Origin of the sequence: Methylobacterium terricola (assembly GCF_006151805.1) — a bacterium.
Taxonomy (GTDB): Bacteria; Pseudomonadota; Alphaproteobacteria; order Rhizobiales; family Beijerinckiaceae; genus Methylobacterium; species Methylobacterium terricola.
Genome location: NZ_VDDA01000006.1, coordinates 199,648 through 213,629 on the forward strand (window position 1 = coordinate 199,648; position 13,982 = coordinate 213,629).

Annotated in this window: 14 protein-coding genes and 1 pseudogene; 12 read left to right on the plus strand and 3 right to left on the minus strand. The window is 70.2% G+C overall.

Annotated features, from left to right (window positions below):
* The first annotated feature begins 166 nt into the window (after nt 1-166).
* Nucleotides 167-1,447: a phosphopyruvate hydratase gene (eno, locus tag FF100_RS16565; RefSeq protein ID WP_139036783.1), complete on the plus strand. Its 1,281-nt coding sequence runs from the start codon at nt 167-169 to the stop codon at nt 1,445-1,447.
* Between the two features lie 42 nt (nt 1,448-1,489).
* On the opposite strand, the gene FF100_RS16570 is transcribed toward eno, so the two are convergent.
* Nucleotides 1,490-2,407, minus strand: coding sequence for a DMT family transporter (locus FF100_RS16570; RefSeq protein WP_139036784.1), 918 nt, complete (start codon nt 2,405-2,407; stop codon nt 1,490-1,492).
* Nucleotides 2,408-2,598: 191 nt separating this feature from the next.
* Between FF100_RS16570 and FF100_RS16575 the strand changes: the two genes are divergently transcribed.
* A complete protein-coding gene (locus FF100_RS16575; RefSeq protein ID WP_139036785.1) occupies nt 2,599-3,465 on the plus strand; it encodes a helix-turn-helix transcriptional regulator in 867 nt (288 codons plus the stop codon).
* A gap of 41 nt (nt 3,466-3,506) precedes the next feature.
* Here the strand turns inward: FF100_RS16575 and FF100_RS16580 are convergent.
* Nucleotides 3,507-3,776 (minus strand): annotated as a pseudogene (locus FF100_RS16580) (addiction module antidote protein); the annotation flags it as partial.
* Nucleotides 3,777-4,143: 367 nt separating this feature from the next.
* Here FF100_RS16580 and FF100_RS16585 point away from each other — a divergent pair.
* The 10 genes from FF100_RS16585 to FF100_RS16630 all read left to right on the plus strand — a co-directional run bounded on the left by FF100_RS16585 (nt 4,144) and on the right by FF100_RS16630 (nt 12,520).
* Complete coding sequence (locus FF100_RS16585) at nt 4,144-4,455, plus strand: FtsB family cell division protein (protein ID WP_139036786.1); 312 nt, start codon at nt 4,144-4,146, stop codon at nt 4,453-4,455.
* 111 nt (nt 4,456-4,566) lie between these two features.
* The gene (pdhA, locus tag FF100_RS16590) at nt 4,567-5,610 is read left to right on the plus strand and encodes a pyruvate dehydrogenase (acetyl-transferring) E1 component subunit alpha (protein WP_139036787.1); all 1,044 of its coding nucleotides are present in this window, start codon (nt 4,567-4,569) and stop codon (nt 5,608-5,610) included.
* A gap of 107 nt (nt 5,611-5,717) precedes the next feature.
* The gene (locus FF100_RS16595; protein ID WP_139036788.1) at nt 5,718-7,175 is read left to right on the plus strand and encodes a pyruvate dehydrogenase complex E1 component subunit beta; all 1,458 of its coding nucleotides are present in this window, start codon (nt 5,718-5,720) and stop codon (nt 7,173-7,175) included.
* A 20-nt stretch (nt 7,176-7,195) separates the two neighbouring features.
* Nucleotides 7,196-7,480, plus strand: a complete 285-nt coding sequence (locus FF100_RS16600; RefSeq protein ID WP_099904470.1) for a DUF5076 domain-containing protein — start codon at nt 7,196-7,198, stop codon at nt 7,478-7,480.
* Nucleotides 7,481-7,488: 8 nt separating this feature from the next.
* Nucleotides 7,489-8,085: a Uma2 family endonuclease gene (locus FF100_RS16605; protein ID WP_139036789.1), complete on the plus strand. Its 597-nt coding sequence runs from the start codon at nt 7,489-7,491 to the stop codon at nt 8,083-8,085.
* 4 nt (nt 8,086-8,089) lie between these two features.
* On the plus strand, nt 8,090-9,580 hold the full coding sequence (locus FF100_RS16610; RefSeq protein ID WP_139036790.1) for a pyruvate dehydrogenase complex dihydrolipoamide acetyltransferase: 1,491 nt from the start codon (nt 8,090-8,092) through the stop codon (nt 9,578-9,580).
* Nucleotides 9,581-9,612: 32 nt separating this feature from the next.
* Nucleotides 9,613-11,052: a dihydrolipoyl dehydrogenase gene (gene lpdA, locus FF100_RS16615; protein WP_139036791.1), complete on the plus strand. Its 1,440-nt coding sequence runs from the start codon at nt 9,613-9,615 to the stop codon at nt 11,050-11,052.
* A gap of 97 nt (nt 11,053-11,149) precedes the next feature.
* The gene (locus FF100_RS16620; protein WP_246102121.1) at nt 11,150-11,431 is read left to right on the plus strand and encodes a hypothetical protein; all 282 of its coding nucleotides are present in this window, start codon (nt 11,150-11,152) and stop codon (nt 11,429-11,431) included.
* A 156-nt stretch (nt 11,432-11,587) separates the two neighbouring features.
* A complete protein-coding gene (locus FF100_RS16625; protein WP_205824919.1) occupies nt 11,588-12,109 on the plus strand; it encodes a nuclear transport factor 2 family protein in 522 nt (173 codons plus the stop codon).
* 102 nt (nt 12,110-12,211) lie between these two features.
* Nucleotides 12,212-12,520: a phage holin family protein gene (locus FF100_RS16630; protein WP_171070199.1), complete on the plus strand. Its 309-nt coding sequence runs from the start codon at nt 12,212-12,214 to the stop codon at nt 12,518-12,520.
* A gap of 476 nt (nt 12,521-12,996) precedes the next feature.
* Here the strand turns inward: FF100_RS16630 and FF100_RS16635 are convergent, their stop codons facing one another.
* Nucleotides 12,997-13,974: a phosphoribosylaminoimidazolesuccinocarboxamide synthase gene (locus tag FF100_RS16635; protein ID WP_139036793.1), complete on the minus strand. Its 978-nt coding sequence runs from the start codon at nt 13,972-13,974 to the stop codon at nt 12,997-12,999.
* Nucleotides 13,975-13,982: the final 8 nt, after the last annotated feature.

Genomic DNA, 13,982 nt, shown 5'->3' on the forward strand with positions numbered 1-13,982 from the left:
GCGGCCTCGCGCGAAACTCGGGCGTGACACGCCGGACCACGCGGCCGGTAACCCTGGGTCGATCGATCCGGGATCCGTCCCCGTCCCCACCCTTGGGCGGCTTGCCGCAGGCGGCATCTTGGCCGATAAGCCGCGCGACCCGTACCCTGCCCGAGAGATCCCTCTCATGACCGCGATCACCAACATCGCCGCCCGCCAGATCCTCGACAGCCGGGGCAATCCCACCGTCGAGGTCGATGTCCTGCTGGAGGACGGCTCCTTCGGCCGCGCCGCCGTTCCCTCCGGCGCCTCGACCGGCGCGCACGAGGCGGTGGAGCTGCGCGACGGCGACAAGTCCCGCTACGGCGGCAAGGGCGTGCTCAAGGCCGTCGAAGCCGTCAACGGCGAGATCCTGGACGCCATCGGCGGCATGGACGCCGAGGAGCAGGCCGCCATCGACGAGGCGATGATCGAGCTCGACGGCACGCCGAACAAGGCGCGGCTCGGCGCCAACGCGATCCTGGGCGTCTCGCTCGCCGTCGCCAAGGCCGCCGCCGAGGCCTCCGGCCTGCCGCTCTACCGCTATGTCGGCGGCACCCAGGCCCGGATCCTGCCGGTGCCGATGATGAACATCATCAACGGCGGCGCCCATGCCGACAACCCGATCGACTTCCAGGAATTCATGATCATGCCGGTGGGCGCCGACTCGCTCGCCGAGGCGGTGCGCTGGGGCGCCGAGGTGTTCCACACCCTCAAGGGCGCCCTGAAGAAGGCCGGCCACAACACCAACGTGGGTGACGAGGGCGGCTTCGCCCCCAACCTCCCCTCGGCGGAAGCCGCGCTCGACTTCGTGATGGACTCGATCCGCGCCGCCGGCTTCGCGCCCGGCCGCGACATCGTCATCGCGCTCGACTGCGCCGCCACCGAGTTCTTCAAGAACGGCTCGTACGTCTACGAGGGCGAGGGCCAGACCCGCGATCCGGAGGCCCAGGCCGCCTACCTCGCCAAGCTCGTCGATTCCTACCCGATCCTGTCGATCGAGGACGGCATGTCGGAGGATGACTGGGCCGGCTGGAAGGCGCTGACCGACAAGGTCGGCGACCGCTGCCAGCTCGTCGGCGACGACCTGTTCGTCACCAACGTGACGCGCCTGTCGGAGGGGATTTCCAAGCGGACGGCGAACTCGATCCTGGTGAAGGTCAACCAGATCGGCTCGCTGACCGAGACCCTGGCCGCCGTCGACATGGCCCACCGCGCCGGCTACACCGCGGTGATGTCGCACCGCTCCGGCGAGACCGAGGACGCGACCATCGCCGACCTCGCCGTCGCCACCAATTGCGGGCAGATCAAGACCGGCTCGCTCGCCCGCTCGGACAGACTGGCCAAGTACAACCAGCTCATCCGCATCGAGGAGGGCCTGGGCTCGCAGGCCCGCTACCTCGGCCGCGGGGCGCTGAAGGTCGGCTGATCTCGTGGCGGAGGGGCGCGAGCGCCCCTCCCCGCATTCACATCACGCGTCGCAGGCCGCCTCCGGGCGGCCTTTTCGTGGGGCGAACCACGGGAGCCGCGGCGCGAACACTACCGCGTTGCCGGCGAGCACCAGGGCGAAGCCGAGGCCGGCGAGCGGCGTCACCCGGTAGCCTTCCGCGAAGACCGAGATCGTCAGCGCCACGACCGGGAACAGCACCGTCATGTAGGCGGCCTTCTCGGGCCCGATCCGGTGTACCACGGTCAGGTAGGCGGTGAAGCCGATCACCGAGCCGGGGATCGCGAGGTAGAGGAGCGCCCCCACGTAGGCGGGCGACGGATCGAAGCCGAACGGCACGCCGAGCACGACGGCGACCGCCGCCACGAGAGCGGCGCCATACAGCATCCCGTAGGCATTCACCGTGGCGACCGGGAGCCCGTGGCGCTGGTTGCGGGCCGAGACGAGGTTGCCGGCCGAGAAGAACCAGGTGCCCAGCAGCGCCAGGCCGAGGCCGATGGCGGTGTCGCGGTCGAGGGCGGTGCTCACCAGCGTGTCCCGGAACAGGCAGGCGATGCCGAGAAGCCCGATCACCGCCCCGGCCAGCACCCGCGGCGCCGGGCGGCGGCGGTGAAACAGGTACGCGTTGGCGACGTTGAAGACGGTCGCGGCGGAGAAGACCACCGAGACGATCCCGCTCGGGACCGAGCGCGTCGCCAGGTAGAAGCAGGCGAAGTTGCACGAGAACAGGCAGAGCGCCTGCAAGAGCACGAAGGGCTGGTGCCGCCACGGGATGGCCGTAAGCCGTCCGGTGAGGGCGAGGGCGCCGGCCAGCACGAGGCCGGCCAGCGCGAAGCGGTAGACGATCGACGCCTCGAAGGCGACCGGGCCGAGCTGGTGCTTGATGGCGATCCAGGTCGTGCCCCAGATGAGCACGGTGAGGGCGTACAGGAAGGCGGTCACGGGGATGTCGGTTTCCAGTCGGGTTGCGGCTCCCGGATAGGCGGTGCCGGCCCGGCCGGCTTCCCGGTTCCGGTGATGGCGTTGTCCATTCTTGGGGCTTTCTCGGGACTTTCCGCTCCGGCCAGCGCCCGGCCCGTTGCCGACGGCGGCGTCCGGCCCCTACGCTCGGAGCGCGAACCCCGATCGACGCGATGACCGAGCCGAATCCCGACGTCCACGATGCCCTGTCCCGCACCGGCGCGGCGCTCCTGCGCAGCGCCGAGATCGGCCGTGGCCTGTCGCTGGCCGAATGGCACAACCGCGACAACCGCGCCCGCTACGACCGGCCGGACCACCACACCCTGAGCCTCTACCTCGAGGGCGGCGAGGGCGTGGTGCGGGAGGACGGCGCCGTCTCGGGCGGCGGACCGGACCGGCTCTGCCTGCTGCCGGCCGGCCACGAGAGCCGGTGGCTGATCGGCGGTCCGTTGCGGATGCTCCACCTCTACGTCGCGCCCGAGACCCTGGCCTACCAGGCGGTGAGCGCCCTCGGCCTCGATCCCCGCGCCGTTTCCTTGCGCGAGCTGACCTTCGCGGAGGATCCCGCCACCGCGATGCTGATGCGCGGCGCCGTGCTGCCCCTCGACTGGGCGGCGGGCGCCGACCGGATGGCGCTCGGCTCCGCCTGCCACCTCCTGCTCCACGCCCTGCTGCGGCGCCATGCCGGCCCGGGCGGACAGAGGACGGTGAAGGGCGGCCTCGCGCCCGCCATCCGCCGCCGCATCGCGGAACTGATCGAGACGCGGCTCGCCGAGGCGCTGACCCTCGAGGTGCTGGCCGACGAAGCGGCCTTGAGCACCTTTCACTTCGCCAAGATGTTCAAGGCGAGCTTCGGCCTGGCGCCGCACCGCTACGTGACCGAGCGGCGGATCGCGCGGGCCAAGCACTTGTTGGCCGAGGGACGGACCGGTCTCGCCGAAATCGCGCTCGCCTGCGGCTTCGCCTCGCAGAGCCACTTCACCCGCCGCTTCGCCCAGGCGACCGGCGTCACGCCGGCGGCGTGGCGCGGTGGGGCGTGAGCCCGGTATCCTGCGTCAGGCCGCCGGCACGTCGGCGCGTCGGCGCGTTTCACGCTGAGCTGCAGGCCCAGCGCCTGCACGGTCTCGAAGCTCGGATTGCCGGTCTGCGAGAGCGCCTTGTACAGGCTCTCGCGGCTCAGGCCCGCCTCGCGGGCGATCTGGGTCATGCCGCGGGCCCGGGCGACCATGCCGATGGCGTCGCGGATCAGCGCCGGGTCTCCGTCCTCCAGCACCGCCTCGATGTACAAGGCGGCGTCCTCATCGGTTCTCAGATGCTCCGCCGTGTCGTGCGGACAAGTCTCCAGCGGCATCGTCATGTTTCCTTCGTGATGAGGGCCACCCCAGATAGGAAAAGGACGCTGGTCTCTCCTCTCCCCGCGGGCGGGGAGAGGGCTGATCCCCCGTCCAGGGGGATCAGCAAGCCCGCAGGGCGAGGGTGAGGGGGCATTTCCGGAGGAGCCTCATTCGTCGAGACCCCCTCACCCTCGCTCCGGCTGCGCCTCCGCTTGCCATGTCCCCTGGACGGGGGCATGGCCCTCTCCCCCCGCCCGCGGGGAGAGGGGGCACCCGCGTCAATCTTCTTCCGAAGGTGTCCGGGACAGGCTTGCTTCATAAGAGGCTTTGCGATCGAAGCCCCCGTTACACCTTCCTTAACCCTCCCGTCCCATCCTCCCCCGCATGGTAGTCCGTCGTCGCGCCCGTGCCGTCCTGTTGCCGCTCGGCCTCTACGCCGTGTCGATCCTCGTGGTCGGCTACTTCCTGCACGAGGCCGAGAGCGGAAGCCGCGGCCTCGAAGCCAAGCGGGCCCTGAAGATCCAGGCCTACAACCTCCAGCAGGAGCTCGACGCCACCAAGGCCGACCGGGGCGAGTGGGAGCGCCGCGTCGCCCTGCTGCGCAGCGACCAGATCGACCGCGACCTCCTGGAGGAGCGGGCCCGGGTGGTGCTCGGCCGCGTCCACCCGAACGACGTCGTCATCATCAATCCCTGACGGCGACCGGGCGTCATCCCCAGGCAGCGGCTTTCGGCCCCAAACCGCTCGATTTGCGCAGGCACCTGCCCTAGAACCGGTCCCATAAGGGTAGCAGCCGGGAGGGTGCCGATGGATGCCGCGAAAGAGGCCCGCCGCGGGAACGACAAGACCCGCGAGAAGGCGGCCCCGCCGCCCTCGGCCTCGAACGTGCCGGCCTTCAGCCGGGACGAGGACCTGCACGCCTATCGCGAGATGCTGCTGATCCGCCGCTTCGAGGAGAAGGCCGGCCAGCTCTACGGCATGGGCCTGATCGGCGGGTTCTGCCACCTCTATATCGGCCAGGAGGCCGTGGTGATCGGGGTCCAGATGGCCTCGAAGGACGGCGACCAGGTCATCACCGGCTACCGCGACCACGGCCACATGCTGGCCTGCGGCATGGAGCCGAAGGGCGTGATGGCCGAGCTCACCGGCCGCAAGGGAGGCTATTCCCGCGGCAAGGGCGGCTCGATGCACATGTTCTCCCGCGAGAAGAACTTCTACGGCGGCCATGGCATCGTCGGCGCGCAGGTGTCGCTCGGCACCGGCATCGGCTTCGCCAACAAGTACCGCGGCGACGGCGCGGTCAGCCTGACCTACATGGGCGACGGTGCGGCCAACCAGGGCCAGGTCTACGAGAGCTTCAACATGGCGCAGCTGTGGAAGCTGCCCGTGGTCTACGTGATCGAGAACAACCGCTACGCCATGGGCACCTCGGTCTCGCGGGCCTCGGCCCAGACCGACTTCTCGAAGCGCGGCGTCTCGTTCGGCATCCCGGGCGAGCAGGTCGACGGCATGGACGTGCGCGCCGTGCGCGAGGCGGCGACCCGGGCCATCGCCCATGCCCGCGACGGCGAGGGGCCCTACATCCTCGAGATGCAGACCTACCGCTACCGCGGCCACTCGATGTCCGACCCGGCCAAGTACCGGACCAAGGACGAGGTCGCCCGGATGCGCGAGGAATCCGACCCGATCGAGCAGGTCCGCAAGCGCCTGCTCGGGCCGCACAAGGTGGCGGAGGACGAGATCAAGGCGGTCGACGCCAAGGTGCGGGAGATCGTGAACGAGTCGGCGGATTTCGCCACCAGCGATCCCGAGCCGGATCCGTCCGAGCTGTGGACCGACATCCTGCTCTAGCGCCCCTGCTCTGACGCCTCGGTCGTCCGCGCCGCGCGCGGACGACCCCGCCCCTTTCGGCCGGCGCCCGACCGGCGCGCCCCAAACCCGGATCGACAGAGTCCCCCATGGCGACCGACATCCTGATGCCCGCCCTTTCGCCGACGATGGAGCAGGGCAAGCTCGCGAAGTGGCTCAAGAAGGAGGGCGACCCGGTCAAGGCCGGCGACATCCTGGCCGAGATCGAGACCGACAAGGCGACCATGGAGGTCGAGGCGGTCGACGAGGGCGTGCTCGCCAAGATCCTGGTCGCCGACGGCACCGACAACGTCGCGGTCAACACCCCGATCGCGGTGCTCGCCGAGGAGGGCGAGGATCCGACGAGCGTGCAGGCCGGCGGGGCGAAGTCCAACGGCAAGGGCGACGGCAAGGCTGAGGGCCAGACGGCGCCGGCCCCCGACATGCAGGCGGAAGGCCAGGCCGAGCGCCCCGCCCCCGTCGCCAAGACGGGCGACGACAAGCCAGTGGACAAGCCCGCCTCCCCCGCGGTGATCACCAACCGCAGCGAAGACCGGGCGATGGCGGAGATCCCCGAGGGCACCGAGATGGTGACCCAGACCGTCCGCGAGGCCCTGCGCGACGCGATGGCGGAGGAGATGCGCCGCGACGACCGGGTCTTCGTGATGGGCGAGGAGGTCGCCGAGTACCAGGGCGCCTACAAGATCACGCAGGGGCTCTTGCAGGAATTCGGCGCGAAGCGCGTCGTCGATACCCCGATCACCGAGCATGGATTCGCCGGCGTCGGCGTCGGCGCGGCGTTCACGGGCCTGCGGCCGATCGTCGAGTTCATGACCTTCAACTTCGCCATGCAGGCGATCGACCAGATCATCAACTCGGCGGCCAAGACCCTCTACATGTCCGGCGGCCAGCTCGGCTGCCCGATCGTGTTCCGCGGTCCCAACGGCGCGGCGGCCCGCGTCGGCGCCCAGCACAGCCACGACTATGCCGCCTGGTACTCCAACGTGCCTGGCCTCAAGGTCGTGATGCCCTACACCGCCTCCGACGCGAAGGGCCTGCTGAAGAGCGCGATCCGCGACCCGAACCCGGTGGTCTTCCTCGAGAACGAGATCCTGTACGGCCAGTCCTTCCCGGTGCCGAAGGGCGACGACTTCACGGTGCCGATCGGCAAGGCCAAGGTCCACCGCGAGGGCAAGGACGTGACGATCGTCTCGTTCGGCATCGGCATGACCTACGCCCTCAAGGCCGCCCACGAGCTCGCCGAGGCGGGCATCGAGGCCGAGGTGATCGACCTGCGCACCATCCGGCCGATGGATTCCGAGACGGTGGTCGCCTCGGTGAAGAAGACCGGCCGCTGCATCACCGTCGAGGAAGGGTTCCCGCAATCCGGCATCGGCGCCGAGATCGCCGCCCGCCTGATGGTCGACGCCTTCGACTACCTCGATGCTCCCGTCCTGCGCATCACCGGCAAGGACGTGCCGATGCCCTACGCGGCGAACCTGGAAAAGCTCGCCCTGCCGAACGTCGCCGAGGTGATCGAGGCGGCCAAGGCGGTCTGCTACCGGTGAGCGGTCCGGAGAAGGATGCCATGGCAGAGGACGAACCCCGCTTCGAGGCCCTCGACATCCCGCCCGACGCCCTGGAGCAGGGCGGCATCGAGGTGCTGCGCGCCGCCGTGGTCGACGGCGCGGTGAGCGTCGCGCTCCGCCGCTCCTTCGACGACCCGGCGACCTGGGGTCGGTTCCTCATCGACCTCGCCCGCCAGGCGGCGCAGGTCTATGCCCGCGAGACCGAGCTGTCCGAGGAGGAGGCCTTCGCGCGCATCCGCGCCGGGATGGAGGCCGAGAGCCTCGATCCCGAGAGCTTCAACTGAGGCGTCCCATGGCCGAGGCCGCGCCGCGTTGGGCCACCTATGCCGACCTCGAGGCGGTGCCGGACCACCTCGTGGCCGAGATCGTCGATGGCAGGCTCGAGACCCACGCGCATACGCTGCCGCGGCTCGGCGCCGCCCTCGCGGCCTTGGCCGGCGAGCTGGGGGCGCCGTTCTCCCGCGGACGCGGCGGTCCCGGCGGCTGGCTGTTCATGCCTCGGACCGAATTTCATTTCGGACGGCAGGTTCTGGTGCCCGATCTCGCCGGGTGGCGCCGCGAGCGCCTGTCGTCCGTCGACCCCGACGCGGCTTTCATCGATATTCCACCGGACTGGGTCTGCGAGATCCTGTCCCCCTCCACCGTCCGGCTCGATCGTGGGCCGAAGCGCCGGATCTACGCCGAGGCCGGCGTCGGCCATCTCTGGCTGCTCGATCCCGCCGTCGGCGTGCTCGAAGCCTTCGCCCTCACCGGCGGACGCTGGCTGCTGCTCGGCACCGTGGCGCGCGGCCAGGCCGTATCCCTGGCGCCCTTCGACGCCGTCTCCTTCCCGCTCGACGACCTGTTCCCCTTCGACGATCCGGCCGCCCCTCCTCCCGCCGAGACCTGAATCCATGCCCATCAACGTCCTGATGCCCGCCCTGTCGCCGACGATGGAGAAGGGCAACCTCGCCAAGTGGCTCAAGAAGGAGGGCGACACCGTCAAGTCGGGCGACGTGCTCGCCGAGATCGAGACCGACAAGGCGACCATGGAGGTCGAGGCGGTCGACGAGGGCGTGCTCGCCAGGATCGTGGTGCCGGAGGGCACCGCCGACGTGCCGGTCAACGACCTGATCGCCCTCATCGCCGAGGAGGGCGAGGATCCCAAGAGCGTGCAGGCCGGCGGCAACGGGAAGGACAAGGCGCAGGCGCCCGCGACAGCCGAGACGTCCGAAGGGGCGAAGACGCGGGCGCCCGCCGGCAACGAGACGCCCGGCGGCGGCACGATGTCGTACGAGCGGGTCGACACCGCGCCGGAGGGCGCACGGCCGGCGGCAGATCAGGCCGGAGCTAAGCCGAACGGCGCGGCCGGGCACGCGGACGGTGGGCGCCTGTTCGCCTCGCCGCTCGCCCGCCGCATCGCCAAGCAGGAAGGCCTCGACCTCGGCGCGGTCCAGGGCTCCGGCCCGCACGGCCGGATCATCGAGCGCGACGTCCGCGCCGCCATCGAGGGCGGAACGGCCAAGGCCGGTGCGGCGAAGCCGGCGGCCCAGCCCGCCCAAGGGGGGCAGGCGCCCCGGCAGGCCCCCGGCTCCGAGGCGCTGCCCGATGCGGCCCTGCCGGCCAAGCCCGCCACCACCGCCGGCGCCGCCCTGCCGCTCGGCCTCACCGCCAAGCAGGTGATGGGAATGTTCGAGCCGGGCTCCTACGAGGAGGTGCCCCTCGACGGCATGCGCAAGACCATCGCCAAGCGCCTGGTCGAGTCGAAGCAGACCGTCCCGCATTTCTACCTCTCCCTCGACGTCGAGCTCGACGCGCTGCTCTCGCTGCGCGAGCAGGTCAATGCCGGGGCGACGAAGGACAAGGACGGCAAGCCGGCCTTCAAGATCTCGGTCAACGACTTCGTCATCAAGGCCCTGGCGCTCGCCCTGCAGCGGGTGCCGGCCGCCAACTCCGTCTGGGCCGAGGACCGGATCCTGCGCTTCCGTCATTCCGATGTCGGCGTCGCGGTGGCGATCGACGGCGGCCTGTTCACCCCGGTGATCCGCCGCGCCGAGCAGAAGACCCTCTCGACCATCTCGGCCGAGATGAAGGACCTCGCCGCCCGCGCCCGGACCAAGAAGCTCAAGCCCGACGAGTACCAGGGCGGCACCACGGCGGTGTCGAATCTCGGCATGTTCGGCATCAAGTCGTTCGGAGCGGTCATCAACCCGCCCCACGGCACCATCCTGGCGGTCGGCGCCGGCGAGGCCCGGGTGGTCGCCAAGAACGGCGCCCCCGCGGTGGTTCAGGCGATGACGGTGACGCTCTCCTGCGACCACCGGGTGGTCGACGGGGCGCTGGGCGCCGAATTGCTCGCGGCTTTCAAGGGGCTGATCGAGAGCCCGATGGGGATGCTGGTCTGAGTCCCGCCGCCCCGCCCTCCCCGGAGACCTGAATGTCCGACACCTACGACGTCCTCATCATCGGCGCCGGTCCCGGCGGCTACGTGGCGGCGATCCGGGCCGCCCAGCTCGGCTTCAAGACGGCGGTGGTGGATCGCGAGCATCTGGGCGGCATCTGCCTCAACTGGGGCTGCATCCCGACCAAGGCGCTGCTGCGCTCGGCCGAGATCTACCACTACATGCAGCACGCCAAGGATTACGGCCTGTCGGCGGACAATGTCCGGTTCGATACGGCCGCCATCGTCAAGCGTTCGCGCGGCGTCTCCGGCCGGCTCAACGGCGGCGTCGGCATGCTGTTGAAGAAGAACAAGGTCGACGTGATCTGGGGCGAGGCCGCGATCGAGGCCGCGCCGAAGGGCAACGCCGCCGGACGGGTCGTGGTCAAGGAGACCAGGCGCGCCGAGGCGCCGAAGGGCGCCAAGGCCGCCGGCACCTACCAGGCCAAGCACATCATCGTGGCGACCGGCGCCCGGCCGCGGGCGATCCCCGGCATCGAGCCCGATAAGAAGCAGATCTGGACCTATTACGAGGCCATGGTCCCGGAACAGATGCCCAAGAGCCTGCTGGTGATGGGCTCGGGCGCGATCGGCATCGAGTTCGCCTCGTTCTACCGCACCATGGGGGCCGAGGTGACGGTGGTGGAATTGCTGCCGCAGATCCTGCCGGTGGAGGACCACGAGATCGCAGCCCACGCCCGCAAGCGCTTCGAGAAGCAGGGCATCAGGATCCTCACCGGCGCCAAGGTGACGAAGGTCGAGAAGGGGGGCGATTCGGTCACCGCGACGGTCGAGACTGAGGGCGGCAAGACGCAAACCCTCACGGCGGAGAAGCTGATCTCGGCGGTCGGCGTCGTCGGCAACGTCGAGACGCTCGGCCTGGAGGCGCTCGGCGTCACCATCGAGCGCGGGATCGTCGCGACCGACGGGCTCGGGCGCACCAACGTGCCGGGGATCTATGCCATCGGCGACGTCGCCGGCCCGCCGATGCTCGCCCACAAGGCCGAGCACGAGGGCGTGCTCTGCGTCGAGACCATCAAGGGCCTGCACACCCACCCGATGGACAAGGGCAAGATCCCGGGCTGCACCTACTGCCAGCCGCAGATCGCGTCCGTCGGCCTCACCGAGGCGAAGGCCAAGGAGCAGGGCTTCGACGTGCGCGTCGGCCGCTTCCCCTTCGCGGGCAACGGCAAGGCGATCGCGCTGGGCGAGCCCGACGGCCTGGTGAAGACGATCTTCGACCGCAAGACCGGCCAGCTGCTCGGCGCCCACATGGTCGGGGCCGAGGTGACGGAGCTGATCCAGGGCTACGTCGTGGCGATGAATCTCGAGACCACCGAGGAAGAGCTGATGCACACGGTCTTCCCGCACCCGACCCTCTCGGAGATGATGCACGAGAGCGTGCTCGACGCGTATGGGCGGGTGATCCACAGCTGAGGCCCACACCGCTCTTCCAGCCACGCAACCCAGCTTTGCCGCGAACCGGAAGGCCCGGCTCGGTGTTGACGCTTCGTAAAAGAGCCGGAGAGGTCGAATGTCGATGCCGTTGATCCGCGCCGTCACCCTGGCGGCAGCGGCCGGAGCCGTCATGGGTCTGGTGCCCGTCGAGGCGAGCGCGCAGGGAACCGAGCGGCAGCGCCTGGCCTGCATGACCGACGCCATGACGTTGTGCTCGCGCGACGTGCCGGACAGCCGGCGCATCGAGCGCTGCCTGCGCCGCAACTACGACCGCATCAGCGCCCCGTGCCAGGGCGAGCTGGATGCGGCGAGCGCCGCCGCGAACCCCAATGCCGGGGTGCCCGGCACGAGTCGCTGAGTGTCCCGGCGCCGCGAGGTCCGGTCTCTCGCCGGTCTCCCGTTCCGTGTCGCCGCGATGGTCAGCGCCGAGGGGCCGGGCTAATCTCGTTCCCGCGCGAGACGGCGCGGCGCCGACGGCCATGACCGCACGGCGACCTCGAACGGGAGGAACACCATGGTGCGGACGGAAATCTGCTCGCGGCGCGTGCTGCTCGCGGGCATGAGCGCGGGCTTGGGCGCGGGCCTGGCGATTCCGGTGCTCGCCGCCGGAACGGGCGCGGCGCAGGCCGCGGATGAGAGCGAAACCGTTGCCAGGGACATCGTGGCAAGGCAGCTCGAGGCCCTGCGGGTCGCGATCGTGGACGGCGACGCCAAGGCGCTCGACGCCCTCACCCATCCGCAGCTCAGCTATGGCCATTCGAGTGGGCGCAAGATCGAGACCAAGGCTCAGTTCATCGCCAGCCTCGCCGGCAAGACCAAATACAAGTCGCTCGCCTATTCGGAACAGTGGATTCAGGTCGTCGGCGACACCGCCACGGTCCGTCACGTCTGGGACGGCGCCGACATCCTGCCCAACGGCGAGACCGGACGCTCCTACATCGCCGTGATGCAGGTCTGGCTGAAGGAGAGCGGCACGACGAAGGATGGCATTTGGCGTCTGCTCGCCCGGCAGAGCTGCCCGCTCAAGCCGGCCTGACGACATCGGGAACGACAGTCAAGCTCGGGCGTTCTCGCTCGCCGCCGCGGGAAATCCCGCCGCGGCGCAGCGGGGGCGTGAGTGGTGCGGTCCGACCGGCAGGTGAGCACGATCAAACTGGTCGCCGAGGCCGTTCGCCTCGCGAGCAGCCTCGCCGTCAAGGAGATCACGCTGTTCTCCGGCGAGGTCGACCGGATCGTCCGGGTCGTGTCCGCCTACACCCTGTGGGGCGGCACGATCGTGCTTCTCGCCTGCGTCAGCGGCTTCCTGCTGCTGATGGCCCTCGTGAAGGGCTTGGGCGGGCTGATCGGCTCGGAGGCGGTCGCAGCGGTGATCGGTGCGGCGCCCTTCGCGGCTGCGGCGGTCCTGCTGACGGTCTGGGGCCTGAGGAAGATGGACGTGAGGCGCTGATCGACGCCGAGGCTGGCGCCGATTCGGCAGCGCGACGATGGACAGCGAGAGTTCGAGCTGAATCGCGCCCTGCCCCTCCGTGCCGCGTGCCGCCATGCACCGCAAGCATGGCCGTCGTGTCAGGCAGGGCGGTTGCGTTGTGCGGTGCAGCATGAGAAAACGTTTTCGCACCGCAGCGATGGCGTCGCGGCGGTGCAGCCCTCTTTGGGCGTTTCCTCCCTAGACTTCGGGCCGCCTCGCAAGGGCGGCCTTTTTTCTGTCTGCGCACGCTCATAGCCGAGCGGTGTCGCGGGCGACAAGCATAATCGTTCATTGCGCCGGGCCCATGCATCACGGACGCCCGGCACTATCTTGCGTGATCACCTGTGCGGGGGCCCTCGTCGGTCTCCGGTCGGGAGAGGCGTCCTGTGCCGGGGTCCATGCCCATCGCCCGGCGCGGCGGTCGTGAGCGCCGCCGCACCGACCGATCCAAGGCCCTACCGCCCCAGGAACGCCGCCAGGTTGCGCCGGATACGGTCCAGCGGTGGCTCGCGCGTGTCCGGCAGGGCGAAGGGCTGGCCCGTGATCGTCTCGAAGGCGCTGACATAGGTGGCCGCGGTGTGGAGCACCACCTCGGGCGGGATCTCCGGCACCGGATCGCGGTAGGGATCGCAGCGGGCCGCGACCCAGTTGCGAACCACGTCCTTGTCGAAGCTCTCCGGCAGGGTGCCGGCCTCCAGGCGCTCCCCGTAGCTCCCGGCGAACCAGTAGCGGCTGCTGTCGGGGGTGTGGATCTCGTCGGCGAGCACGATCCGACCGTCGGAATCGGTGCCGAACTCGTACTTGGTGTCGGCGAGGATCAGGCCCCGCTCGGCCGCCATCGCCTGGCCGCGGGCGAACAGCGCCAGAGCCGCCTCCGACAGGGTACGCCACTGGTCCGCCGTCAGCAGCCCCCGCTCCAGGATCTCGGCTTCGGAGAGCGGCGCATCGTGGTCGCCGTGACCGGCCTTGGTGGTCGGCGTGATGATCGGCTGCGGCAGCTGCTGGTGCGGGTGCATCCCGTCCGGCAGGCGGTGGCCGTACATCTCGCGCTGGCCGGCCTTGTAGAGGGTCAGGATCGAGGTCCCGGTGCTGCCCGCGAGGTAGCCGCGCACCACGATCTCGACCGGCAGGATGGTGAGCCGCCTTCCCACCACCACGTTCGGGTCGGGATAGGCGAGCACGTGGTTGTCGCAGATGTCCCGCGTCGCCTCGAACCAGTAGCGGGCGGTCTGGGTCAGGACCTGGCCCTTGAGCGGGATCGCCGCCAGTTCCCGGTCGAAGGCGCTCAACCGGTCGCTGGTGATCAGGATCCGCCGCCCGTCGGGCAGGTCGTAATTGTCCCGCACCTTGCCGCGGTAGTGACCCGGCAGCTCCGGCAGGGTCGCCTCGGGCAGGACGTAGTCGGAGAAGGGCGCGAGCGCGGCCGTGTCCATCGTTGTCA